A 24985-nucleotide genomic window follows, 5' to 3' on the forward strand; every position below is an offset into this window, starting at 1 on the left:
CAAATCGTATTGATCGTTGAGCGGGATCAGCCGATCCCTGCGGTCGTTCATGACTCCTCAATGGAAATCCCGCGACGGTGGCAGGATGCGGACGTTGCGGGGGTGGCGGATTTTTTGCGCCGGCATGTCCGCGTGGTCGCGGCGGTCGTCGTTGAGCGGCTCGATCAGGTCAGCGCCTGCCGGCACCGGAGGCTTGCGGCTCAGGGCATCGTTGGCGAGGCCGACCAGATCGTGCGAGCGGTCGATCATGCGCTGGGCGATCAGATGCGTCACCTTCTCGGGGCTGCTCTGGATATAGCCCTGTACCTCGATGAGGCGCGCGCCCATCACCTCCTTGCGGTACTGCTCCATGACCTTGGGCCACACCACGACATTGGCGATGCCGGTTTCGTCCTCCAGCGTCATGAATACCACGCCGCTGGCGCTGCCCGGCCGCTGCCGCACCAGCACCACGCCGGCGCAGCGGACGCGGCGCCGTTCGTTCTCGTGACTGATCTCCTTGCAGGCGACGATCCGCTCGCGCGAAAACATCTCGCGCAAGAATTCCATCGGATGGCCTTTGAGTGACAGCCGGATGGTCTGGTAGTCGGCGACGACCTGTTCGGGACGCGGCATCACCGGCAACGGCTTGGCCTGCTCATCCGGCTGCTCGCGCGCGGTGGCTGCTTCGAACAGCGGCAGCGCCACGTCGTCAGGCAGTCGCCGCACCTGCCACAGTGCCTCGCGGCGGTCGAGCCCGAGCGAGCGGAATGCATCAGCGTCCGCCAGCAGGATCAGCGCGCGCTTCGGCAGGCCGGTGTCGCGGGCAAAATCTTCGAGCGAGGTGAAGGGGCCGCAATTGCGGGCGTCGATGACAAGATCGGCCCAGTCTTTCGGGCTGACGTATTCCTTGCCCTGCCGCTTCGCTTGCTCCGATTTGAGAAACTCCTCATCCGGATCGAGCCAATGAAAGCCGTCGATCTGACGAAAACCCAGACGAACAGCGCAATATCTGTCGTCCGTATTCTCCAGCGTGTTCTGCGCAAAGCTGTAGGACACGTCGATCTCGCGCACCTCGACGCCGTTCTTGCGGGCGTCGCCGACGATCTGCGCCGGCGCGTAAAAGCCCATCGGCTGCGAGTTCAGGAGGCCGCAGCAGAAGGCATCGGGGTGATGATATTTCAGCCATGAGGAGATGTAGACGAGCTGGGCGAAGCTCGCGGCATGGCTCTCCGGGAAACCGTAGGAGCCAAAGCCCTTGATCTGGTCAAAACAGCTTCTAGCGAAGTTTGCATCATAGCCGCGCGCGACCATGTTGCCGATCAGCTTTTCCTCGTATTGGCCGATGGTGCCGACATTGCGAAAGGTCGCCATCGAGCGGCGCAGACCGTTGGCCTCCTCGGAGGTGAATTTCGCCGCCTCGATCGCGATGCGCATCGCCTGCTCCTGGAACAGAGGCACGCCCAACGTTTTGTGCAGCACATTATAAAGCTCGTCCTTGTCGCCATGGTCTGACGACGGAGACGGATAACTCACCTTTTCCAGACCGTTTCGCCGTCTCAAGTAAGGATGAACCATGTCGCCCTGGATCGGCCCCGGACGCACGATCGCGACCTCGATGACGAGATCGTAGAAGGTCCGCGGCTTCAGGCGCGGCAGCATATTCATCTGCGCGCGGCTCTCGACCTGGAATACGCCAAGCGACTCGCCCCGCTGCAGCATTTGATAGACTTCGTCGTCATCCTCTCCCTTGATATCCGCAAGTTCGTAACGCTCACCCTTGTGATCGGCTATCAGGTCAAAACACTTGCGGATGCAGGTCAGCATGCCCAACGCGAGCACGTCGACCTTCATCATGTTGAGCGCGTCGACGTCGTCCTTGTCCCATTCGATGAAAGTGCGGTCGTCCATCGCGGCGTTGCCGATCGGCACATAGGTGTCGAGCCGGTCCTGCGTGAGCACATAGCCGCCGACATGTTGCGAAAGGTGGCGCGGGAATTCGATCAGCTCGGTCGCGAGTTCGACCGCGAGGTTGATCATGGGATTTTGGGGATCGAGCCCGGCCTGCCTGACCTGCATGTCGTTGAGGCCCTTACCCCAACTGCCCCAGACGGTGTCGGCGAGCGCGGCGGTGACGTCCTCGGTCAGGCCCAGCGCCTTGCCGACATCGCGGATGGCGCTGCGCGGGCGATAATGGATGATGGTGGCGATGATCGCGGCGCGGTGGCGGCCGTAACGGCGATAGACATATTGCATCACCTCTTCGCGACGCGAATGCTCGAAATCGACGTCGATATCCGGCGGCTCCAGCCGCTCCTTGGAGATGAAGCGCTCGAACAGCAGATCGACCTTGGTCGGGTCGACCGAGGTGATGCCGAGCACGTAGCACACGGCCGAATTCGCCGCCGATCCCCGTCCCTGGCACAGAATGTCCTGGCTGCGCGCGTAGTGGACGATGTCGTGCACGGTGAGGAAGTAGTGCGCGTATTTCAGCTCGGCGATCAGCGCGAGCTCCTTCTTGAGGGTGGCGCGCAGCTTGTCGTCGATATTCCCACCAAAATATGTGTCGACGCCCGCCCAGGTCAGATCCTCCAGATGCCCCTGCGCGGTCTTGCCCGGCGGCACCGGCTCATCCGGATATTGGTATTTGAGCTGATCGAGCGAGAAGTCGATCTTGTCGGAAAAGCGCATGGTCTCCGCGACAGCCTCGGGGAAATCGTGGAACAGCCGCGCCATCTCGCGGGGCGTCTTCAGAAAGCGTTCGGCATTGGCTTCCAGCTTGCGTCCGACCGCCTCGATCGTGGTCTTTTCCCGGATGCAGGTCAGCACGTCCTGCAGCGGGCGGCGGCCGGGATCGTGATAGAGCACCTCGTTGGTCGCAAGCAGCGGCACGCCTGCTTTGGCTGCGAGATCATCGAGCCGCGACAGGCGGCGGCGGTCGTCGCCGCGATAGATCAGGCTTGCGGCGAGCCACACGCCTTCGGCGCGGCTGGCTTTGAGTTTTGCGAGAATTTCCAGCGCCTGCTCGAATTCGAAACGATGCGGCAGCGTCAGGACCAGGAACTGACCTTCCGAAAACTCCAGCAGATCGGCGAAGCTGAGATGGCATTCACCCTTCTCGATCCGCGTGATGTCGTCGCCGCGTTTGCCCCGGGTCAAAAGCTGGCACAGCCGGCCATAGGCGGCGCGATCGCGCGGATAGACAAAAATGTCGGGCGTGCCGTCGATGAAGACGATGCGCGTACCGATCAGCAGCTTTGGCTTGTGCAGCACCTTGTCATTGTCGAGCTCCTTCCAGGCGCGCACCACGCCGGCCAGCGTGTTGTGATCGGCAATGCCGATCACGGGGATACCGAGCTTGCTGGCCTGATGCACATAGGCGCGCGGATCCGAGCCGCCGCGCAGGAAGGAGAAATTGGTGGTGATGCCGATCTCGGCATAAGCGGGCGTAATCATGCGAAGAGACCGTGCACGTACCAGTGGGGCGGAGCGGGCTTGCCGTCGCCGTCGAACACCTCCCCCTCGTAAAGACCATCGCGAAAAATCCAGAAGCGCAGGCCCTCGGCATCCTCGATTCGGAAATAATCCCGCGTCAGCTGCTTGCCGTCCTGCCGCCACCATTCCATCGCGATGCGCTCGGGTCCTTCCACCCGCACCACCGCATGTTTGGCGCGCCGCCAGGTGAATTGATGCGGCGGCCCATCAGGCACGGTTGCGAACGGAACTGTGACCGGCTCCGGCTTGTCGAACAGCCGCAGAGGACGCAGTGGCGGCTCGCTCTCGGCGCGCACCGGCCATTCGGCCTGCATGGCGGCGGCGAGATGATGCTGCGCGGGCGCGGCCAGCACCGCGTGCTCCGGAATATGCGTGTCCTGCGGCAGATGCACGACGACGCGCTTTCCGCCGATGCGTGCGGCGATGCGGTCGATCAGCGCGGCGAGCTCGTCATTGTCATGGACATGAGCGTCGAGATCGCGCTGCTCCTGCACCATGATCTCGGTGCGGCTCGCCGACAGGCGCACCATGTCGAAGCCGAAGCCGGGATCGAGAGGATCGGCAAGCGCATCGAGACGCTCGCGAAACAGCCGGTCGATCACAACGCTTCGCGTCACGGGACGTCCGGTCTCGACCATGATCGCGCGCACCACGCCGTCGGTACGGAAGAACGCGGCTTCCAGGCGTCGCGCGCCCTTGCCCTGCTTCTCCATGGAGGCGATCAGCGTCTCGGCCAGCCGCGACAGCGTCATCGCAATCATGGTGTCGGTCGCGATTGGCTCGGCAAAGCGCTTTTCCACGATGTAATCGGGCAGCGGTTTTCGCGGGCTGATCGGCGCATCGCCCTGCCCCAGCGCATGCGCGAGCAGCGTGGAGAACCGTGCGCCGAACCGCGCCGTGATTTCGCTCGGGTTGCGCGAGGCGACCTCGCCGATCGTCTTCAGCCCGGCCCGGCGCAGGCCGGTGGTGATCGTCTCGTCCGCACCAAGCGCGGACACCGGAAACCGGTCGATCGCCGCGGCCTCCCCACCATCGGCGACGATGCTGCCCGTAGCTTGCCGCGTCAGCGTGCGCGCGCAGACGGAGGTGCTGGCGATCGCGGCGCCGATCGCAAAACCCTGGCGCGCCAGCGCCCGAACCAGCGTCTGCAACAGCGCAGCCTCGCCGCCGAACAGATGCGCACAGCCGCTGATGTCGAGGAACAGCCCGTGCGGCGGATCGAGCGCCACCAGCGGTGTGAAGCGGTCACACCAATCGGCGATGTCGCTCAGCGTCTTCGCATCGGCCACGACATCGGCGTCGAACACTTTCAAGTCCGGACACATCGCTCGCGCATTCGCCAGCGGCTGGCCGATGTACAGACCGAGCCGCTCGGCGGCTTCGTCCAGCGCATGGATCACCAGCGCATTGTTGTCCTTGATGACGACGATGCTGGGCTCACCCAACGCGCCGTTGAAGAACCGCTGGATCCGATCGATGGGCAGGCGCGGCAGCCACAGGCTGAGGATACGCCGACGGTTCAGAGAACTGGCACTCATCACACTTCCATTCCATGATCCACCGGCCACACGGGCCATGACGGTTACGCAACAGCTCGACATCGAAACGCGGCGCGCCCCAGGCACTCCACATCGGCCCCGGTGGTGAGTGCGCGGCGCGCAGCATCCATCGTGTCTCTGCGGTCGAAGGCAGCGGCTGCGCCGCCATCCGCAACAGGAGGCCGGTGGCGCCGGACGATTGCGCGGCCAGCGTCAGCTTGCGGCTCGCCACGAGATCGAACTGCCTCGTCTCACCCCAGAGCTCGAGCACGACGGCGCCGAGCGCATCGCAGGCGAGCGCATCGGCCGAGGTGCGCAGCGCGCTCTCCACGTCAGCGGCGCGCACCATCACCACGCGGCGCGGATCGAGGCCGAGCTCGGCGAGCCCGCTCATCGACAACGCGCCGGTTTCAAGTTCCGAAAAATCCTGCCGCACCCACAGGAGCGGCCGGCGCATCGTGACGCGGCCCGCAAGCCCGGTGACAAAGCCAGTCGCGGCCGCGCCCTGACGCCCCTCGCAAAACACCTCGTGGATCGCCGCGCGTGCGAGCCCGCCTTTCAAGGCGTGGTCCACCTCGCGGTGGCCGAGCGCGACGCGGTCGTGATGGTGCACGACCTCCGCCGTCTCGATCCGTTCGATCTGGCTGCGCAAGGTCGCAAGCGCGCTGATACGTGCGCCGCTCATGCTCGCCGCTCCTTCAGAGGTGATTGCCGAGGTTTTCAAAAATAAGAACCTGCGGCTGGCTCATTTGTTCATGATATGTTCTAATATAAAGCTAACGGCGGCCGGGGAGTCAATCGAATTGGTGCTCATCCGGATTCATGAACTGAATCAAAGGGATTCCTGGATGGACGTGCAACGCAAGCTGGAGATCCTGGCGGATGCCGCCAAGTACGACGCCTCCTGTGCCTCCAGCGGCACCGAAAAGCGGGATTCCAGCGACGGCAAGGGCATGGGCTCGACCGCGCCCGGCATGGGCATCTGCCATTCCTACGCGCCGGACGGACGCTGCATCTCGCTGCTCAAGGTGCTGCTCACCAACGCCTGCAATTACGACTGCCTCTATTGCGTCAACCGCGCCTCCTCCAACGTGCCGCGCGCCCGCTTCACCATCGACGAGGTGGTCAAGCTGACGCTGGACTTCTACCGGCGCAATTACATCGAAGGTCTATTTCTCTCCTCCGGCATCATCCGCAGCCCCGACTACACGATGGAGCAAGTGGTCAGCGTCGCGCGAAAACTGCGCGAGGAGCATCACTTCCGCGGCTACATCCATCTCAAGACCATTCCGGAGGCCGACGACGCGCTAATCGCGGAGGCCGGCAAATATGCCGATCGTCTTTCCATCAACATCGAGATGCCTGAGGAGACCAGCCTGCAGCAATTCGCGCCCGAGAAGGACGTACGCGCAATCCGCCGCACCATGGACCGGCTGCGGCTGAAGCTGGACGAAGCCGAGGACAATCACAGCACAAAGACGAAAGCAAAGCCGCAGCGTTTCGCGCCGGCCGGCCAAAGCACACAGATGATCGTCGGCGCAGATGGCGCGAACGACCACACCATCCTCCACACCAGCGCCAATCTCTACGGCTCCTACCGGCTGCGGCGCGTCTATTACTCCGCCTTCAGCCCGATCCCCGATGCCAGCCGCGCGTTGCCTCTGGTACAGCCGCCCTTGCTGCGCGAGCACCGGCTCTACCAGGCCGACTGGCTGATGCGCTTCTACGGTTTCGATGTCGGCGAGATCGTCGACGACAGCGCCATGCTGCCACTCGACATCGATCCAAAGCTCGCCTGGGCGCTGCGCCATCGCGACCGCTTTCCGCTCGACGTCAACCGCGCCAGCCGCGAGGAGCTGTTGCGCGTGCCGGGCTTCGGCACCAAGGCGGTCGAGCGCATCATCGCCACGCGGCGCACCACCACGATCCGTCTCTCCGATCTCGTGCGGCTGCATGTGCCCCGCAACAAGGCGATGCCGTTCATCGTGCTCAGCGATCACCGGCCCATGCCGCATCGCCTCGACGAGGCGCGGCTGATCGAACGGTTCAAGCCGAAAGCAACACAACTGGGGTTTGGATTCTGATGCAGTACATCATCCTCGACACCGAAACCGATTTCGACGGTTGGCGCAAAGTCGCCCGCACGCTCGTGCTTCATCATGTGAAGCCCACCGATGTCACCTGGGCCGTGCAAGGCGGCGAAGCCGAGTTGTTCGCACCGCCTGCGCCGTCTCCGATCCTCGAGGTGAACGACGGCACCTTCAACGTGTCGGCAAAATTCGTCGACCTCGCCCAGGCCGCCATCCTGCATCGCGACTCCCAGCGCTTTGCGATCCTCTATCGCCTGCTGTTTCGGCTGAAGGACAATCACGATCTCGTCGAGGTCGCGACCGATCCTGACGTCGCGCAAGTCACGGCGATGGCAAGAGCGGTCCATCGCGACGAGCACAAGATGCACGCCTTCGTGCGCTTCCGCGAGATCGGTCGCGAGCGTGCCGCGCATTACGTCGCCTGGTTCGAGCCGGAGCATCACATCGTCGAGCTCGCCGCGCCATTCTTCGCCAAGCGCTTTGCCGACATGCCCTGGTCGATCCTGACGCCCGATCTCTGCGCGCATTGGGATGGCCACGCGCTCACATTCACGCCGGGCGTGAGCAAGAACGAGGCGCCGGGCGAAGACCGGCTGGAGGAAACCTGGCGGCGCTACTACGCCAGCATCTTCAATCCGGCGCGGTTGAAGGTGAAGGCGATGCAGACGGAGATGCCGAAGAAATACTGGAGGAACCTGCCCGAGACCTCGATCATTAAGCCCCTGATCGAGGACGCCGAACGCATGACCGGCGCCATGATCGCCAATGCCGCAACCGATCCGCACAAGCCTCAGAGGCGGCCGGAGGCTCCGATGACACGCAAGACTGCCGCCAACGATCTCGACGCGCTTCGCGAGGAGGCCGCGCATTGCCGCGCCTGCCCGCTCTACAAGGACGCGACGCAGACCGTGTTCGGCGAAGGCCCGAAGGACGCCACCATCATGCTGGTCGGCGAGCAGCCCGGCGACAAGGAAGACCTCGCCGGCCATCCCTTCGTCGGCCCGGCCGGACAGATGCTCGACCGTGCACTCGCGGAAGCCGGCGTCGATCGCAAGAAGGTCTATGTCACCAACGCCGTGAAGCACTTCAAATTTCTGCCTCGCGGAAAAATCCGCCTGCACCAGAAACCGGCAACGCCGGAGATCAAAGCCTGCCGGCAATGGTATGAGCGGGAAGTTTCGGCAATCCAGCCCGAGCTCATCGTGGCGATGGGCGCCACCGCCGCGCAAAGCGTGTTCGGCAAGATCACGCCTGTCGGCAAGGCCCGCGGCCGGCTCATAGACCTCCCCGACGGACGCAAGGCTCTGGTGACGGTGCATCCGTCCTATCTGCTTCGGCTGCCCGATCCGGAAGCCAAGGTGCTGGAATATCAGCGCTTTGTTGAAGACCTGAAGATCGCCGCCGGTATGCAGAAGAAATCCGCCCACGCCGCCTGACGCCCTCCGCAGCAGGCGGTGGAAAAGTTCCGCCTTATCAATAGTTTTTCAACCATTTCAACTGGCTGTCACACGCCGCGCGCAAAATCGGAGGCATTGGGACAGGAGAATTCCGATGAGTGACGTTGCTTTACCCGGCTCCATCGAGCCGGCCTTGCGTAAGGGGCCAGACCTTGAAGGCGGATTCCATCCGCTGACCGGCATCATTTATATGGGAGTCATCGCTGCGGCGCTGCTCTTCGTTGCCTACAGCATCTGGGTCGACGTCGATGCGACCGGCACGCAGGTCAAGAGCATCGCCCCCTTCCTCATGCTCTTCGTCGCGCTTTTGATCGCGCTCGGCTTCGAGTTCGTGAACGGCTTCCACGACACCGCCAACGCGGTCGCGACCGTCATCTACACGCGCTCCCTGCCCGCCAACATCGCCGTGGTGTGGTCCGGCATGTTCAACCTGTTCGGCGTGCTGCTGTCCTCGGGCGCAGTCGCGTTCGGCATCGTCTCGCTGCTGCCGGTCGAGCTGATCCTTCAGGTCGGCTCCAGCGCCGGCTTCGCCATGGTGTTTGCGCTTCTGATCGCCGCCATCATCTGGAACGTCGGCACCTGGTATTTCGGCCTGCCGGCCTCGAGCTCGCACACCCTGATCGGCTCGATCATGGGCGTCGGCATCATGAACGCAGTTCTGCATGGCCGCAGCGGCACCTCGGGCGTCGACTGGTCGCAGGCCACCAACATCGGCAAGGCGTTGCTGCTGTCACCGCTGTTCGGCTTCGCGCTCGCCGCGATCCTGCTGTACATCCTGCGCAGCGTGCTGCTGCGCGCCACGCCAGCTTTGTTCGGCGAGCCGAAGGGCGACCAGCCGCCGCCGTGGTGGATCCGTGGCATCCTGATCCTCACCTGTACGCTGGTGAGTTTCTTCCACGGCTCGAACGACGGCCAGAAAGGCATGGGCCTCATCATGCTGATCCTGATCGGCACCGTGCCGACGGCCTATGCGCTCAACCGCGCGCTGCCGGCGACCGAGATCGAACATTTCGTCACGAACTCGGACGCGGCCAGCAAGATCATCGAGGGCAAGGCGGCCGGTTACAACGTGCTCGGCAATCCGCGGCCCGCGGTGACCAGCTACGTCGCCACGCGCGAAGTCAACGGCGGCACGTTCCCGTCGCTTGCCGTGCTCGTGCGCGATATCGCCAAGCAGGTGACGACCTACGGCTCACTGGCGAAGGTTCCGGCGGACGTCGTCGGCAACACCCGCAACGACATGTACCTCGCCTCGGAAGCGCTCCGCTTCCTGATGAAGGACAAGGAAGCCGAGCTCAACGCCGCCGACGTCGCTGTGCTCAACGCGTATAAGGGCTCGCTCGACAGCGCCACGAAGTTCATCCCCGGCTGGGTGAAGATCGCGGTCGCCATCGCGCTTGGGCTGGGCACCATGGTCGGCTGGAAGCGCATCGTCGTGACGGTCGGCGAGAAGATCGGCAAAACGCACCTGACCTACGCACAGGGCGCCTGCGCCGAGATCACAGCGGCTGCCACCATCGCCGCCGCCGACATTTACGGCCTGCCGGTGTCGACCACCCACGTGCTGTCGTCAGGCATCGCGGGCACGATGGCCGCCAACGGTTCGGGTCTGCAATGGGCCACGATCCGCAACATCGCCATGGCCTGGGTGCTGACCCTTCCGGCCGCGATGATCATCTCGGGCTCGCTGTACTATTTCTTCTCTCACGTCTTCTAAGAGATCGCATCACACAAAGACAATGGGCCCGTGCGATGCACGGGCCCTTTTTCATTTCTGCTTCGGCATCGAGGCTCAGGACGCCGCGAGCTGTTCCTCGACCAGCTTGACCCAGTACGACGTGCCGAACACGATCGCCTCGTCGTTGAAATTGTAGGCGGGGTGATGCAGGCCGGCGCTGTCGCCGTTGCCGCAGAAGATGAACGCGCCGGGACGCGCTTCCAGCATGTAGGCAAAGTCCTCGCCGCCCATCAGCGGCGACATCTCCAGCACGTTGGCATCGCCAGCGACCTGCTTGGCGATGCGCGACGCAATCTCGGTCTCCGCCGCGTGATTGTTCACCACGGGATAGTTGCGCTTGTAGTGCAGATCGATCTTGGCGCCGGTGATCTGGGCGACGCCCGCCACGACTTCGCGCACGCGCTTCTCGACCAGCTTGCGCACCTCAGGCGTCAGCGTGCGGATGGTGCCCCGCAGAATCGCGGTTTGCGGGATGACGTTGCGGGCGTTGCCGGCGTGGAACTCGCAGATCGAGATCACGGCCGATTCCAAGGGATCGACGCTGCGTGCGACGATCGACTGCAACGCGGTGATCAGCTGTGCACCGACCAGAACGGAATCGACGCATTTGTGCGGACGTGCGGCGTGGCCGCCAAGGCCCTCGATCATGAGGTCGACCTCGTCGGTCGCCGCCATGATCGGGCCGGGCCGGATCGCGAACGAGCCGATCGGAATGCCGGGGCCATTGTGCATGCCGTAGACCTGCTCGATGCCGAAGCGCTCCATCATGCCGTCCTTGACCATCGCCGCGCCGCCGGCGCCGCCCTCCTCGGCAGGTTGAAAGATGACGACGGCATCGCCGGCGAAGTTGCGGGTCTCGGCGAGATAGCGCGCGGCGCCGAGCAGCATCGCGGTGTGGCCGTCATGGCCGCAGGCGTGCATCTTGCCCGGAGTTTTGGAGGCGTAAGGCAGGTTGGTCTGCTCATCGACGGGAAGCGCGTCCATGTCGGCCCGCATTCCGATCACCTTGAGCCCCTCGCCGGCCGGCTTGTTGCCCTTGATCACGCCCACCACGCCGGTCTGGCCGATGCCGGTCACGACCTCGTCGCAACCAAACTCGCGCAGGCGATCCGCGACGAATGCTGCGGTGCGGTGGACATCATACAGCAGCTCAGGGTGCTGGTGGATGTCCCGCCGCCAGGCCTGGATATCGGGTTGAAGGTCGGCGACGCGGTTCACGATGGGCATGGATGGTCTCGAGCTTTGTTGAAATTGCAGGCCTGTCTACCATGCAAGCACCAGTCCACCCAACTGCCGGGGATCGGGTCTAGCTCTGCCGATGCGGCATGGCCGGACTTGTCCCGGTCGTCTCCGTCTGCCTATTAGGAAGGAACGTTTAGAGACCATCCGGGTGGAAGCAGAATGCCAAGGCGGCTCGAAGGTGAGTTTGACTATATTGTCGTGGGCGCCGGAACGGCCGGCTGCATCGTTGCCAACCGGCTGTCGGCCGATCCCAAAAACCGCGTCCTCATTCTCGAGGCCGGCGGGGACGACAACTGGATCTGGTTCCATATTCCGGTCGGCTATCTCTTCGCGATCGGCAATCCGCGCTCGGACTGGATGTTCAAGACCGAGGCCGAGCCCGGCCTGAACGGCCGCGCGCTCGCCTATCCCCGCGGCAAGGTGATCGGCGGCTCTTCGGCGATCAACGCCATGATCTCGATGCGCGGACAGGCCGCCGATTACGATCACTGGCGCCAGCTCGACATGACCGGCTGGGGCTATGATGACGTGCTGCCGCTGTTCAAACGGCTCGAGGATCACTTCCTGGGTGCAAGCGAGCATCATGGCACCGGCGGCGGTTGGCGCATCGAGGCGCCGCGGCTGTCCTGGGAGGTTCTCGATGCCGTTGGCGATGCCGCCGAGGAGATGGGCATCAAGCGCATCCCGGATTTCAACACCGGCGACAACGAAGGCACGAGCTATTTCCACGTCAACCAGAAGCGCGGCCGGCGCTGGTCGTCGGCGCGCGGCTTTCTCAAGCCGGCGCTGAACCGGCCGAACCTGCGGCTCGAGAAGAATGTGCTGGTCGATCGTCTGATCATCGAGCAGGGCCGCGCCGTCGGTGTGCGCTTCATCCAGAACGGCGAGATCATCGAGGCGCGTGCAAAGCGCGAGGTGGTCCTCTCGGCCGGCTCAATCGGCTCGGTGCAGGTGCTGCATCGCTCCGGTATCGGGCCCGCCGACTGGCTGTCGCCGCTCGGCATCGACATCGTGATGGACAAGCCCGGCGTTGGGCGCAATCTGCAGGACCATCTCCAGCAGCGAGCGATCTACAAGGTCGAGGGCGTGCGGACGCTGAACGAAACCTACTACAATCTGTTCCGCCGCGGCCTGATGGGCCTCGACTACGCCTTCCGCCGCCGCGGTCCGCTGACTATGGCGCCGTCGCAGCTCGGCATCTTCACGCGTTCCGATGCGACACGCGCGCGCGCCAACATCCAGTTCCACGTGCAGCCGCTGTCGCTCGACAAGTTCGGAGATCCCCTGCATCGCTTCCCGGCGATCACGGTGAGCGCCTGCAATCTGCAGCCGACCTCGCGCGGCACTGTGCGTCTGCGCGCGGCGACGCCGGACGAAAAGCCGATCATTGCGCCGAACTATCTGTCGACCGATGACGACCGCCAGGTCGGCGCCGACGCCATCCGCACCACGCGCCGCCTGATGCAGCAGAACGCGCTGGCAAAATATCGTCCGAGCGAATATCTGCCCGGCCCCACCGTCGGCGACGACGATGCCTCGCTGGCAAAGGCCGCCGGCGATATCGGCACCACCATCTTCCATCCCGTCGGCACGGCGAAGATGGGCGCGGTGAGCGATCCCATGGCCGTGGTCGACGAGCGCCTGCGCTTCTATGGCCTCAGCGGTCTTCGCGTCGTCGACGCCTCGATCATGCCGACGATCACCTCGGGCAATACCAACACGCCGACCGCGATGATCGCCGAAAAGGGGGCTGCGATGATTTTGGAGGATGCGAAGTAGCATCCAATCACCATGATCAGTCAGCGCTTTTCTATCGGCCCCACCGGCGCGGAGATCGCCATGTTGCAATGGGGCGAGAGCGGAAAACCGCCCGCCCTGCTCGTGCACGGCACCGGCTTTGTCGCCGACGTCTGGGACGAGGTCGCGCGCGATCTCGCCTCGACCTACACCGTCTACGGGCTCGATCGCCGCGGCCACGGCGCAAGCCACAAGCCCCGCGCCTATCACTTTGCGGACTATGCCGACGACATCTGCCGGGTGATCGGCGCGCTGGGCTTGCGCGAGGTCTACGGCATCGGTCACAGCGCGGGCGCAACCGATCTGTTGCTGGCAGCGAAGCTGCTGCCGGGATGCTTCACGCGCCTGTTCGTGATCGAGCCGACCGTGATGAACCCACACGCGGCGCGCGATCCATCCGTGGGACTGAGCGAACAATCGCTGTCCCGCGTGCAGGGCGCGCTGCGCCGGCAGGCGGAGTTCGACAGTCACGATGCCGTCTTCAAGCGCTACCGTGCCGCGCCCGCTTTTGCGGATTGGACCGAGGCTTCGCTGTGGGCCTATGTGCGGCACGGTTTTACGCCGCTCGACAATGGCCGGGTGCGGCTCTGCTGCACGCCCGAGATCGAGTCGGCGATGCTGCGCCCGATCTACGAGGCGATGGAGCAGGTTTACGTCGGCGACGCGCGCGGCAATCCGTTCGCCTGGTTTGGCGAGATCGCGTGCCCCGTGACGGTGACCACCGCCGAGACCTCGGGGCTGGTCTACAAGGAGATGGCTTCACGTGCCATGGCGCTCATCCCGCACGCCCGGGCGCTTGCCTTCGAAGGCGCCGGCCACTGCGTGGCGCAGGAAGCCCCCGCCCTCGTGCTGCGGGCAGTCCGGGAATTTTCGGCGTAGATCCGCGTTCATCTCCTTGTCCCGGACGCAGCGCCACAAATTGCGCGCTGCCGTGCCGCGGGCTCAAACGGCGTGTGTGACCCCACCTCACGAAAACGTCATCGCCCCCCGCGAATAAACCCGCCCCTGCCCCGATCACCTCCCAGACGGCCCAATTCCGGGCCAAAGGAGACGTGCGATGAGCGGACACGATCACGGGGAAGACGGCGTCAGCCGCCGCAAGGTGCTGGAATGCATGACATGGGCCGGCACCGGGGTGCTCTGGACCATCTCGGGCGGCGTGCCGCGCTCGCTCGGCATCATCGATTCAGCTGAGGCCGCCACCGCCGCGGCGCCCGGCATGACCTTCCTCCAGATCAGCGACAGCCATGTCGGCTTCGACAAGCCGGCCAACCCCAATGCGCTGGGCACGCTGGAGGAAGCCGTCAACAAGATCAATGCGATGCCGGTCAAGCCGTCGTTCATGATCCACACCGGCGACATCACCCATCTGTCGAAAGCCTCCGAGTTCGACAACGCCGATCGCATCATCTCGCAGTCCAAGCTGGACGTGCACTACGTGCCCGGCGAGCATGATTTCCTCGATGAGGAAGTGAAGTTCTATCGCGAGCGCTACGGCCGCGGCACCAAGGGCCAGGGCTGGTACTCCTTCGACGCCGGCGGCGTGCACTTCGTCGGCCTCGTCAACGTCGTCGACCTCAAGGGCGGCGGCCTCGGCAATCTCGGCGCCGAGCAGTTAGCCTGGCTCGAGGACGACCTCCGCGGCAAGTCGAAATCCACGCCTGTCGTGTTGTTCGCGCATATTCCGCTCTGGACCGTCTATCCGGAATGGGGCTGGGGCACCGAGGACGGCGGCCGCGCGCTCGAATACGTCAAGGGTTTCGGCTCGGTCACCGTGCTGAACGGCCACATCCACCAGGTGATGCAGAAGGTCGAGGGCAACGTCACCTTCCACACCGCGCGCTCGACCGCCTTCCCGCAGCCGGCGCCGGGCACCGCCGCCTCGCCCGGACCGATGAAGGTCGAGGACGCCAAGCTCCGTTCGATGCTCGGGGTCGCCAGCATCAACTTCAAGCAGAACGAGCAGCGGCTCGCGATCATCGACACGCCGCTGCAGGGTTGATTCAGGGGCTGAACGGAAGCTGACAATGAAGACACTCAATCGCCGCGACTTCGGGGTCGCTGTGGCCGCGGCCATCCTGCTACCCGTCACAACCGCCCGTGCCGACGACACCAACATGGAGGTGCATATCGACAATTTCGTTTTCCAGCCTCCGGAACTCAAGATCAAGGTCGGCACGACCATAACCTGGACCAACCGGGACGACATCCCCCATACCGTGGTGTCGGCCGGCAAGTTCAGGTCCAAGACCCTGGATACCGACGACAAGTTCACGTTCACCTTCACAAATGCGGGCGACTACAAGTATTTTTGTTCGTTGCACCCGCACATGACCGGGATGATCAAGGTTGAGTAACGTCTCCAACCAAGGCATCTCTGTCTTGCCCGGCCGGTGGTCCCACGCCGGCCGGGCTCGCGTGCCTTCGGTCAGGCCCAACAACGACACGAAGCACGCAACGACGTCCGAAACGCAGCAAGAGGCAAAGCGAGAGGCGATGCCCGTCAGCGACGATTTCCAGAAGGCGCAGCGCTTCCGCGAGGCAGCGCTCCCCTATCTCGACGACGTCTACACGCTCGCACGCTATCTGCTGCGTGACGCCTCCGACGCGGAGGACGCGGTGCAGGAATGCTATTTGCGCGCGCTGAAGCACTTTGACAGCTATCGCGGCCCGGCAATGAAGCCGTGGCTGTTCGCGATCCTGCGCAATGTCTGCAACGCCGAATACGCCAGACGCGCGCACTCGCACGCCGCGATCGAGGACACGCCCGGCGCCGCCGACCAGACCCCGATGTGGCAGGAGAACGAGGCGAGCCCGGAGACCGAGGTGCTGCGCAGCCGCGACGCCGGCGCCATTCGCAAGATGATCGACGCGCTCGCCGAGCCGTTCAAGGAAACCTTCGTGCTGCGGGAGATCAACAACCTGTCCTATCGTGAAATTGCAGAAGCTGTCGGTGCCCCCGTCGGCACCGTGATGTCCCGCCTCGCCCGCGCCCGCGCCATGCTGCGCGCGGCCTGGACGGCGGAAGAGGAGCACTCGAAATGACCTGCGACGAAGCACAAATCCTGCTTCACGCGCTGCTCGACAACGAGCTCGATGCCGGCCATGCGCGCGAGGTCGAAGCCCATATCGCCAGCTGCCCGGCCTGCGCGGCCGAGTTGGCGGCACAACGCGAGATGAAGCGCGTGCTGGCCGACACCAAGCTGAGCTACAGCGCTCCCGCTGGCCTCCGCGCCCGTATCGAAGCGTCGATGCCACAAGCGCGGCCGCAGCCCAGCCGACGTTCGGTGCTGCGCGGCTTTGCGATGGGATCTGCGGTCTCCGCACTCGCCGCCTCCGGCGTCGTCGCCGTCGTGCTGCGCCAGGACGACCAGCAGCGCATCCTCTCGGAAGTCGTCTCCGCCCATCTGCGCTCGCTCCAGGCCGGCCACCTCATCGACGTGGTCTCGACCGACCAGCACACCGTCAAACCATGGTTCAACGGCAAGCTCGACGTTGCGCCACCGGTGATCGATCTCACCGCGCAGGGCTTCACGCTGGTCGGCGGCCGGCTCGACTATGTCGATGCGCGCGCCATCGGCGCCGTCGTCTACAAGCGCCGGCAGCACATCATCAATTTGTTCGTATCGCAGACCGCGAGCACCGAGCATCGGCCGCCGAAGACGCAGACCATGCAGGGCTTCAACTGCCGCCGCTGGGGCGAGCGCGGCCTGAACTTCTGGGCCGTCAGCGATATCGGCGGCGACGAGCTCACCGAATTCGTCGACAAGTTCGAGGCAGCGATGAAGGTGAATGTGGAGGGGTAGTCGTCTCCGCCGTCATTGCGAGGAGCTCGCGACAAAATTGCCTCAGCAATTTTGCGCTGATGCGACGAAGCAATCCAGGGTCTTTCTGCAGAAAGATTCTGGATTGCTTCGCTTCGCTCGCAATGACGAGCGGGGACGCGCTTAGCGCTAGATCAGGCCGACCGCCGCACCGCGTTGTCCACCAGTGTCTTGCCAAGCGACCAGATCGCACCGGGGACCTTGTGGCTGCCGGCGATGACGTCGTCGAAGGCGCGCTCGATCCAGTTGCAGTCTTCTTCGGTGATGGTGAGCGGCGGAAGCAGCTTGATGGTGTGGCTGCCGTGACCGGCGACCTGCGTCAGGATCTTGTGATCCTTGAACAACGGCACGGTGATGAGCTGGCAGAACAGACCCTTGTTGGCGGCCTCCAGCACGTTCCAGGACGCCCGCAGCCGCAGCGATTTCGGCGGGCCGAACTCGATGCCGATCATCAGGCCCTTGCCGCGCACTTCCTTCATCAGCTCGTAGCCGGGCACCATGCGGGTGAGCGCGAGGCGAAGCTCGGCGCCGCGCTTGGCGGCGGACTCGATCAGCTTCTCCGATTCCATCACGTCGAGCGTGGCGATGCCCGCGGCCATCGCGAGGTCGTTCTTGGAGAAGGTCGAACCGTGCACCACGGCGCGGTCCATCTGGTTGAAGATCTTGTCGAAGATGCCCTTGCGCGTCAGCACCGCGCCAACCGGCACATGGCCACCCGACAGCGACTTCGACAGCAGCACCATGTCGGGCTCGACGTTCCAGTGCTCGACCGCGAGGAAGCGGCCGGTGCGGCCCATGCCGGTCTGGATTTCGTCGGCGACGAACAGCGTGCCGTACTTCTTGCAGAGCGCGGCCGCGCCCGGCAGGAACTCATCGGAGGGCATGTTGACGCCCTTGCCCTGGATCGGCTCGACCACGAAGGCCGCGACCTCGCGCGAAGCCAGCGCCTTCTCGAGCGCCGCGAGATCGTTGAACGGAACCGAGGTGCAACCCGGCAGCAGCGGCTCGAAACCGGTGCGGAAGTTCGAATCACCGGTCAGCGACAGCGCGCCATAGGTCAGGCCGTGATAGCCGTGGGCACAGTAGACGATGCCGGGACGGCCGGTGGCGCCGCGGGCGAACTTGATCGCCGCCTCGACGCATTCGGCGCCGGAATTGGCGAAGAACACCTTGTCGAGATAGGGAACGTATTTCAGCAGCCGCTCGGCGAGCACGCCGGCCAGCACCGAAACGTCGAACTGGACGAGATTGGGCAGATCGGCGTCGAGCACGCTTTTCAGCGCATCGCGCATCACCGGATGGTTGCGCCCGATCGCGAACACGCCAAAGCCGGACAGGAGGTCGAGATAGCGCGCCCCCTCGCGATCGTAGAGGTACTGCCCCTGCCCCTTCTGGAAGCCGACGTCGTAGCCGATGGTCTTGAGAACCCGGACGAATTGCTCGTTCAGATACCGATTATGCAGGGTGCTGCGCTGGGCCTGACGGTCCGCGAACAACTGGGACATGTCTGGATTTGGACTGTTCATCCGCTACATACTTCGGTTGAGGGCCGCTTCGTCAACTGAAAACGGTCAGCAAACGGAAAAGGGTCTGTGCGGCCTTTTGCCCTTTTTCGGACCATCTTCGCAAGCACAGCTTTAAACCATGTTGCACTGCCAAGGAACACTCATGCGTTTGGCCATTTACACCGGAATAATACTGGCAGGCGGTTACGTCGGCCTGACACCGGCGCTCGCCGCCGATCCCACCGGCGACTGGCGGGTCGCCGATGGCGTTGCCAACATCCGCGTTGCCCAATGCAACGGCAGCATGTGGGGCGCGGTTTCCTGGGAAAAGCAGCCTGGAGGCCGCGACGAGAACAACCCGGATGTCTCAAAAAAGAACAGACCGACACTGGGCATGGCGACCCTGATCGACATGAAGAAGGCGGCCGGCGCCGAGCAATGGGAAGGTCAGGTCTACAACGCGAAAGATGGTCAGATGTACAGTGCGACCATCACGCCTGTCGGCACCGACCAGCTCGAGATCAAGGGCTGCGTGCTGGGCTTCCTGTGCGGCGGCGAGACCTGGACCCGGGTCGGTCCGCCTATTCCTTTGAGCGCTTCTAATGCGATGGCCAAGGGTGCACCAAAAACCATCGGCGCGGCGCCAAAGGCCGCAACCACGCCACCCGCTGCAGCGCCTGCGCCCGCGACCACGGCACCGAAGAACGCTGCCGTCGCCGCCAAGCCTGGTCAGAAGACCGCAACCGCCGATCCCGTCGGCGACATCTGCCTACTCCCTGAGATTACGGGGTTTGCCCATTAGGGCCGGCTGGAACAGCAGCACTGCGGCAAGCGTCGTCACCAGAGAAAGTGCGAGCAGCTTGCCCATGCTGGACGTGCCCGGATGGCTCGACAGCCAAAGGCTGCCGAACGCGGTCGCCGTCGTCAGTGCGCTGAAAAAGATCGCGCGCGTCAGGCTGGTCTGAAGCAGGTTTGTCCTGCCGGACCGCCACGCCACGACATAATAGATCTTGAACGCGACGCCGACGCCGAGCAGCAGCGGGAACGCGACGATATTGGCGAAGTTGAGCGGCAGGCCGATCAACACGCAGATCTCGAGCGTCACGGCGCCCGCGACCAGAAGTGGCACCAGCGTCATCAGCACATCGACGATGCGGCGCAGCGTCAGCCACAGCAACAGGCCGATCACCAGCAACGCATAGATGCCGGCATGGATGAATGCATTCACTACGGTATCGCCGGACTTCAGGATCGAGACCGGTCCGCCGATCGCGGTCGGCTCGGCCGCGAGCACGGCTGCCGCAAATTTGCGCAGCGTGTCGTTATCGTTGGGATCACCCTTCGGCTGAGCTTCGACGCGGATGATTCCGTCCTTGCTCTTCCAGGCGTTCACGAGATCGGGCGGCAGGGACTTCAGGGTGACCGGCTCGGCCTGCATCGCGTTCCTGAGCTGGTCGAACACGATCTTCATCGGCGTGACGAACACGTCCTGCGCCTTGTTGCGGGTCGCCTCATCCGAATTGGCGAGCTTCTCGAGCGCGTCCGCGAGCCGGCGCGAAGCGACCGCACCCGGGCCTTTGGCGTCACCGGCGGTCCGGCGCAGATTGTCGACCGAGGATTTCAGCGCCTCGACGTTCTCCTGGTCGGACGGCGCCGAGTCGATCTGATCCGGGTTGAGCGCGGGGTTCAGGACCTTGGCGCCCTGGGCGAGCAGCTTCAGCTTGGGCTGCTGGTCTTCCGGCACAAAACTGTCGAGCGACATCACCCGCAACACTTCCGGCACCTTCTCCAGCTTCGCTTCGACCTGCTTGGCCTGTTCTTCCGTGGTGACCATCACGTTGATGGCATTGGCGCCGGTGTTGGGGTCCTTGCGCAGGTCGAGGAAGGTCGCGATCGATTCGGCCTTCGGATTGCGCAGGTTCATCGGGTTGAAGTCGAACTTCAGGAAGTAGAGCAGCGGCAGGCCGGCGACCGCCAGCAGCAACGTGCCGCCGACGACCAGCACGCGGTGCTTCTCCAGGAAGTAATCGAGCGGCGCCAGGAAGGCATAGCCGACCGGCTCCATCTCGCCGGGCGGATTCAGCAGCTTCAGCATCGCCGGCAGTACGGTGATGCTGGAGACGAACGCCACCAGCATGCCGACGCCGGCAATCTGGCCGAGCTCGGAAATGCCCTTGTAGTCGGTCGGCAGGAAACAGAGGAAGCCGGCGGCCGTCGCCATCGCCGCCAGCGACAACGGCACCGCGGAGCGCTTCGCGGCGAGCACCAGCGCGCCGGAGAGATCGTCGTGCTTGTAGCGCTCGGAGCGATAGCGGACGCTGTACTGGATGCCGAAATCGACGCCGAGGCCGACGAACAGCACGGCGAACGCGATCGACAGCAGGTTGAACGAGCCGACCATCATCAGGCCGGCGGCGGTCGTCAGCGCGAGGCCGACGAAGAGATTGACGAACACCGCGAAGATGATCTTCGAGGAGTGCAGCGCCAGCCACAGGATCAGGAGCACCACGACGACCGTGCCGACGCCGTTGACGACGGCGCCTTCCTGCACGGTGGCGTATTCCTCGTTGGCGATCGGCACCGGCCCGGTCAGGCGCACCCGCGCCTGGTATTTGGTCGCGAAATCCAGATCGACGGCGGCCTTGCGGATCGCGTCAGTGGCACCCTTGCCGGGCTCCAGCGCGTTGTAATCGAGGACCGGCTTGAACTCGATGAAGGCGCGCCTGTCGGAATCCGACAGTGGCTCGTCGCTGACGAGCTCGCGCCAGGAAAAGCTCGCATTGCCCTTGTTGAGCACGGTCTCAACCGTCCCTGCGATCTGGTTGAACGGCCGCGCGGTGCTGTCGAGCTTGACCTGCCCACGCTTGACGCCGGCGAGCCCGGTCTCCAGTGCGCCGGTCAGGCCGCGGATCGACGGATCGCCGGCCATGATCTCGATCAGGGGCGCGGCGGATTCGAACTGGCCGGTGATCTTGCCGACTTCCTCGGTCGGCAGGAACAACAGGCCGTTCTTCTCGAAGAATTCACCGGTGCCGAGCTGCTGCATCGACTGGAATTCGGTCTTGTTGTCCTTCAGCTTGGCAAACAGCGCGTCCGCGGCTGCGGTGGCCATCTCCGGCGTCCTGGCCTCGACGACCGCGAGAATCGTCGCGTCACGGTCGAAGGCGCGGTCGAACTGCTGGTCGCGCTGGCGCCAGTCCAGATTCTGGGCAATCAGCGAATTGATGTCGGTGTTGATAGCGAAGTGCTGGGACGTGTAATAGCCCGCCCCCACTGCCAGCAGGAGCCCGAGAACGACGACGAGGGAGGCAAACCGGGTACAGGCCCTGACGATGACAACGACTACGCTTTGCAGCACGTATTTTCTTTCTAGTGTTAACAGCCTGCCGGAAACGCCCGCTGTTTATCGGAGTTCCCAAGCGAAACCTATTGCTGTTTTGGGTCGCTCTCGCGGGAACAAGGTTCGAAGTAAACGCCGGGAGACCGTGGCGAAATCATGCGGGAGGGCCGGTATAGCCGCGGAGATGAGGCGGTAAAGTGACGAAGGGGTGAGCACAAATGTCGCCGTCTTGCTCACGCGAATTGAAGTATTATAATACCTGAACTGGACTTGACTTGGAACCCTGAGGCTTGTTCCACCTTTCCTTGTCGCCGATTTTTTGACACAAAGTGCTGTGCCTGCATGCGCTTGGGCCCAGATGGGGTGGGCGGTTACCGCGGTCGCGACACCAATGGTGCGGATATTGCAGCATTGGCCCGTATCGGGGTGCCGCCTGGGACAATGAGCGGATTGGTGCAACTTGCGTGATGGGCGTCCAATGGAAGTTTATCTAGCGCAGCCGCGCGGCTTTTGCGCGGGCGTGGTGCGCGCGATCGAGATCGTGGAGCGGGCTCTGGAGAAGTACGGCCCGCCCGTCTACGTGCGCCATGAGATCGTGCACAACAAATACGTCGTCGAGAGCCTGAAGAACAAAGGCGCGATCTTCGTCGAGGAACTGTCCGAAGTTCCACCGAAGGCTGTCACCGTTTTCAGCGCCCATGGTGTCGCCCGCAGCGTCGAGGAAGAGGCCGCCGCGCGCGACCTTCCGGTGCTAAATGCCACCTGCCCCCTGGTCACGAAAGTTCACAATCAGGGGAAGCGCTACATTACCAAGGGCCGTACCCTGATCCTGATCGGCCATGCCGGCCACCCCGAGGTCGAGGGCACGATGGGCCAGGTTCCCGGGCCGGTTCTGCTGGTCCAGAGCGTCGAAGAGGCCAAGGCCCTGGCGCTGCCGGCGGATACGCCAGTGGCCTACATCACCCAGACCACGCTGTCGGTCGACGACACCAGGGACATAATCGGGGCTCTTCAAGCCAAATTTACAGATATTCAAGGCCCAGACATCCGGGATATCTGCTATGCGACACAGAACCGCCAATCTGCGGTAAGGGACTTGAGCAAGCTGGTCGACGTGATCTTGGTGGTGGGCGCTACCAATAGCTCGAACTCGAACCGGCTCCGCGAAATCGGCACTGAGGCCGGTGTCGCGAGTTATCTGATCGCCGATGGCCGCGAGCTCAATCCGGAGTGGTTGAAAGGTGCCAAAACCGTCGGCCTCACGGCCGGCGCCTCGGCGCCCGAAGTGCTGGTGGATGACGTGATCGAAGCGCTGCGGCGGATCGGACCGGTAACGGTCTCGGTGCTTCCGGGCCGCGAGGAAAACATCGAATTCAGGCTTCCGGCCCAACTGGCTGCGAGCTGACCTACCCGAATTTCAAGCCCAGAAAGAAACGTGTAATGGCAATCCCCTTCTTCAAGGAAATGCGTATCGGCGGCTATTTGCTCAAGCAGAAACTGCTTGGCCGCAAACGCTATCCGCTCGTGCTGATGCTGGAGCCGCTGTTCCGCTGCAACCTCGCCTGCGTCGGCTGCGGCAAGATCGACTATCCGGATGCGATCCTCAACCGCCGCATGACGGCGCAGGAGTGCTGGGACGCGGCCGACGAGTGCGGCGCACCGATGGTGGCGATTCCCGGCGGCGAGCCGCTGATCCACAAGGAGATCGGCGAGATCGTGCGCGGCCTCGTCGCCCGCAAGAAGTTCGTCTCGCTCTGCACCAACGCGCTGCTGCTCGAGAAGAAGCTCGATCTGTTCGAGCCCTCGCCCTATCTGTTCTTCTCCGTGCATCTCGACGGCCTGAAGGAGCATCACGACAAGGCCGTGTCGCAGAAGGGCGTGTTCGACCGCGCCGTCTCGGCGATCAAGGCGGCGAAGGCCCGCGGCTTCACCGTCAACGTCAACGCCACCATCTTCGACGGCCATCCGGCCGAGGAGATCGCAAAGTTCCTCGACCTCACCGTCGAGCTCGGTGTCGGCGTATCGATGTCGCCCGGCTACGCCTATGAGCGCGCGCCGGACCAGGCGCACTTCCTCAACCGCACCAAGACCAAGAAGCTGTTCCGCGACGTCTTTGCGATGGGCAAGGGCAAGAAGTGGAACTTCATGCATTCCGGCCTGTTCCTCGACTTCCTCGCCGGCAACCAGGAATACGAGTGCACGCCGTGGGGCATGCCCGCGCGCAACATTTTCGGCTGGCAGAAGCCCTGCTATCTGCTCGGCGAAGGCTACGCAAAAACCTTCAAGGAGCTGATGGACACCACCGACTGGGAAACCTACGGCACCGGCAAGTACGAGAAGTGCGCCGACTGTATGGCCCATTGCGGCTACGAGCCGACGGCGGCGACCGCAGCTCTCAACAACCCGATCAAGGCGATGTGGGTGTCGCTGCTCGGCATCAGGACCACCGGTCCGATGGCGCCCGAGATCGACATGACGAAGCAGCGCCCGGCGCAGTACATCTTCTCGGCTGAAGTGCAGAAGCGCCTGTCGGAGATCCGCAAGGACGAGGCGGCTGCTGCGCAGGAGAAGGCTGCACGGAAGGCTTCGACGGCCGCGTAAGCGCGAACGCAAGTCACCAACAAAAAGAGGCCCGGTCGCCAATGGCGATCGGGCCTTTTCTTTTGTTCAGCTCAAGCGGCAGCGGGGAGGCGTGGAGTCAATGTGCGGGCTGCCCCCTCTCCTCCTTGCGGGACTGGACCGCCCTCCTGCAAAAAAGTGCAAAACAACCCCATGCAAAGTAGAAACGCGCCAGCCGAACGGCGCGATGTCCATTCGGTCAAGCCATTGCTGCGTTGGGCAAATCAGCGACAAACGCGCAATGATCGGGGATTCCGCAGTGCTGCACCGCAAATTCGAGGCGCGCCGTCAGTTCGAGTGCAATCGAAGGCAAGCACGAATTTCGTATTTTGCGAATTTAGTTTGACGCGTCGAGGCTGGG

18 protein-coding genes are annotated in these 24985 nt (G+C 63.8%); 12 read left to right on the forward strand and 6 right to left on the reverse strand.

What is annotated here, in order from left to right:
* Nucleotides 1-57: 57 nt before the first annotated feature.
* Genes FXB40_RS33345 through FXB40_RS33355 form a run of 3 tightly spaced genes read right to left on the reverse strand, consistent with a single transcriptional unit; the run spans nt 58 to nt 5697 of the window.
* The gene (locus FXB40_RS33345; RefSeq protein ID WP_148776530.1) at nt 58-3435 is read right to left on the reverse strand and encodes an error-prone DNA polymerase; all 3378 of its coding nucleotides are present in this window, start codon (nt 3433-3435) and stop codon (nt 58-60) included.
* Nucleotides 3432-5012 (reverse strand): Y-family DNA polymerase, encoded by a 1581-nt coding sequence (locus FXB40_RS33350; RefSeq protein WP_187437319.1) that lies wholly within the window; start codon nt 5010-5012, stop codon nt 3432-3434. The genes FXB40_RS33345 and FXB40_RS33350 overlap by 4 nt, the downstream gene beginning before the upstream one ends.
* Nucleotides 4912-5697: an ImuA family protein gene (locus tag FXB40_RS33355; RefSeq protein ID WP_148776531.1), complete on the reverse strand. Its 786-nt coding sequence runs from the start codon at nt 5695-5697 to the stop codon at nt 4912-4914. The genes FXB40_RS33350 and FXB40_RS33355 overlap by 101 nt, the downstream gene beginning before the upstream one ends.
* A gap of 163 nt (nt 5698-5860) precedes the next feature.
* Here FXB40_RS33355 and FXB40_RS33360 point away from each other — a divergent pair, with 163 nt between their 5' ends.
* The 3 genes from FXB40_RS33360 (at nt 5861) to FXB40_RS33370 (ending at nt 10276) form a co-directional block, all read left to right on the forward strand.
* Nucleotides 5861-7096, forward strand: coding sequence for a putative DNA modification/repair radical SAM protein (locus FXB40_RS33360; RefSeq protein WP_148776532.1), 1236 nt, complete (start codon nt 5861-5863; stop codon nt 7094-7096).
* Entirely contained in the window at nt 7096-8538 is a 1443-nt protein-coding gene (locus tag FXB40_RS33365; RefSeq protein WP_148776533.1) for a UdgX family uracil-DNA binding protein, read from the forward strand. The genes FXB40_RS33360 and FXB40_RS33365 overlap by 1 nt, the downstream gene beginning before the upstream one ends.
* 115 nt (nt 8539-8653) lie before the next feature.
* A complete protein-coding gene (locus tag FXB40_RS33370; RefSeq protein ID WP_148776534.1) occupies nt 8654-10276 on the forward strand; it encodes an inorganic phosphate transporter in 1623 nt (540 codons plus the stop codon).
* 75 nt (nt 10277-10351) lie between these two features.
* Here the strand turns inward: FXB40_RS33370 and FXB40_RS33375 are convergent, their stop codons facing one another.
* Complete coding sequence (locus FXB40_RS33375; RefSeq protein ID WP_148776535.1) at nt 10352-11524, reverse strand: M20 aminoacylase family protein; 1173 nt, start codon at nt 11522-11524, stop codon at nt 10352-10354.
* Between the two features lie 174 nt (nt 11525-11698).
* Here FXB40_RS33375 and FXB40_RS33380 point away from each other — a divergent pair, with 174 nt between their 5' ends.
* From FXB40_RS33380 to FXB40_RS33405, 6 genes are all read left to right on the forward strand, one after another.
* Complete coding sequence (locus FXB40_RS33380) at nt 11699-13318, forward strand: GMC family oxidoreductase (protein WP_148776536.1); 1620 nt, start codon at nt 11699-11701, stop codon at nt 13316-13318.
* Between the two features lie 60 nt (nt 13319-13378).
* Nucleotides 13379-14215: an alpha/beta fold hydrolase gene (locus tag FXB40_RS33385; RefSeq protein WP_430648169.1), complete on the forward strand. Its 837-nt coding sequence runs from the start codon at nt 13379-13381 to the stop codon at nt 14213-14215.
* Nucleotides 14216-14393: 178 nt separating this feature from the next.
* Entirely contained in the window at nt 14394-15338 is a 945-nt protein-coding gene (locus FXB40_RS33390) for a metallophosphoesterase family protein (protein WP_148776538.1), read from the forward strand.
* A 25-nt stretch (nt 15339-15363) separates the two neighbouring features.
* Nucleotides 15364-15693 carry a cupredoxin domain-containing protein gene (locus tag FXB40_RS33395; protein WP_148776539.1) on the forward strand — a complete coding sequence of 110 codons (330 nt, stop codon included), beginning with the start codon at nt 15364-15366 and terminating at the stop codon, nt 15691-15693.
* Nucleotides 15694-15832: 139 nt separating this feature from the next.
* On the forward strand, nt 15833-16381 hold the full coding sequence (locus tag FXB40_RS33400; protein WP_187437320.1) for a sigma-70 family RNA polymerase sigma factor: 549 nt from the start codon (nt 15833-15835) through the stop codon (nt 16379-16381).
* On the forward strand, nt 16378-17142 hold the full coding sequence (locus tag FXB40_RS33405) for an anti-sigma factor family protein (RefSeq protein ID WP_148776541.1): 765 nt from the start codon (nt 16378-16380) through the stop codon (nt 17140-17142). Before FXB40_RS33400 ends, FXB40_RS33405 begins: the two co-directional genes overlap by 4 nt.
* A 152-nt stretch (nt 17143-17294) precedes the next feature.
* On the opposite strand, the gene hpnO is transcribed toward FXB40_RS33405, so the two are convergent.
* Entirely contained in the window at nt 17295-18686 is a 1392-nt protein-coding gene (gene hpnO / locus FXB40_RS33410) for an aminobacteriohopanetriol synthase HpnO (RefSeq protein WP_148776542.1), read from the reverse strand.
* Between the two features lie 142 nt (nt 18687-18828).
* Here hpnO and FXB40_RS33415 point away from each other — a divergent pair, with 142 nt between their 5' ends.
* Complete coding sequence (locus FXB40_RS33415; RefSeq protein ID WP_187437321.1) at nt 18829-19467, forward strand: DUF2147 domain-containing protein; 639 nt, start codon at nt 18829-18831, stop codon at nt 19465-19467.
* Here FXB40_RS33415 and hpnN read toward each other — a convergent pair.
* Nucleotides 19435-22023: a hopanoid transporter HpnN gene (hpnN, locus tag FXB40_RS33420; protein ID WP_148776544.1), complete on the reverse strand. Its 2589-nt coding sequence runs from the start codon at nt 22021-22023 to the stop codon at nt 19435-19437. The two genes, FXB40_RS33415 and hpnN, sit on opposite strands and share 33 nt — an antisense overlap.
* 460 nt (nt 22024-22483) lie before the next feature.
* Between hpnN and ispH the strand changes: the two genes are divergently transcribed.
* Both ispH and hpnH read left to right on the forward strand, forming a co-directional pair.
* Complete coding sequence (gene ispH / locus FXB40_RS33425; protein ID WP_148776550.1) at nt 22484-23410, forward strand: 4-hydroxy-3-methylbut-2-enyl diphosphate reductase; 927 nt, start codon at nt 22484-22486, stop codon at nt 23408-23410.
* Between the two features lie 35 nt (nt 23411-23445).
* Nucleotides 23446-24606 (forward strand): adenosyl-hopene transferase HpnH, encoded by a 1161-nt coding sequence (gene hpnH, locus FXB40_RS33430; protein WP_148776545.1) that lies wholly within the window; start codon nt 23446-23448, stop codon nt 24604-24606.
* Nucleotides 24607-24985: the final 379 nt, after the last annotated feature.

This window comes from Bradyrhizobium rifense, from assembly GCF_008123425.1.
In the GTDB taxonomy this organism is placed as follows: Bacteria; Pseudomonadota; Alphaproteobacteria; order Rhizobiales; family Xanthobacteraceae; genus Bradyrhizobium; species Bradyrhizobium rifense.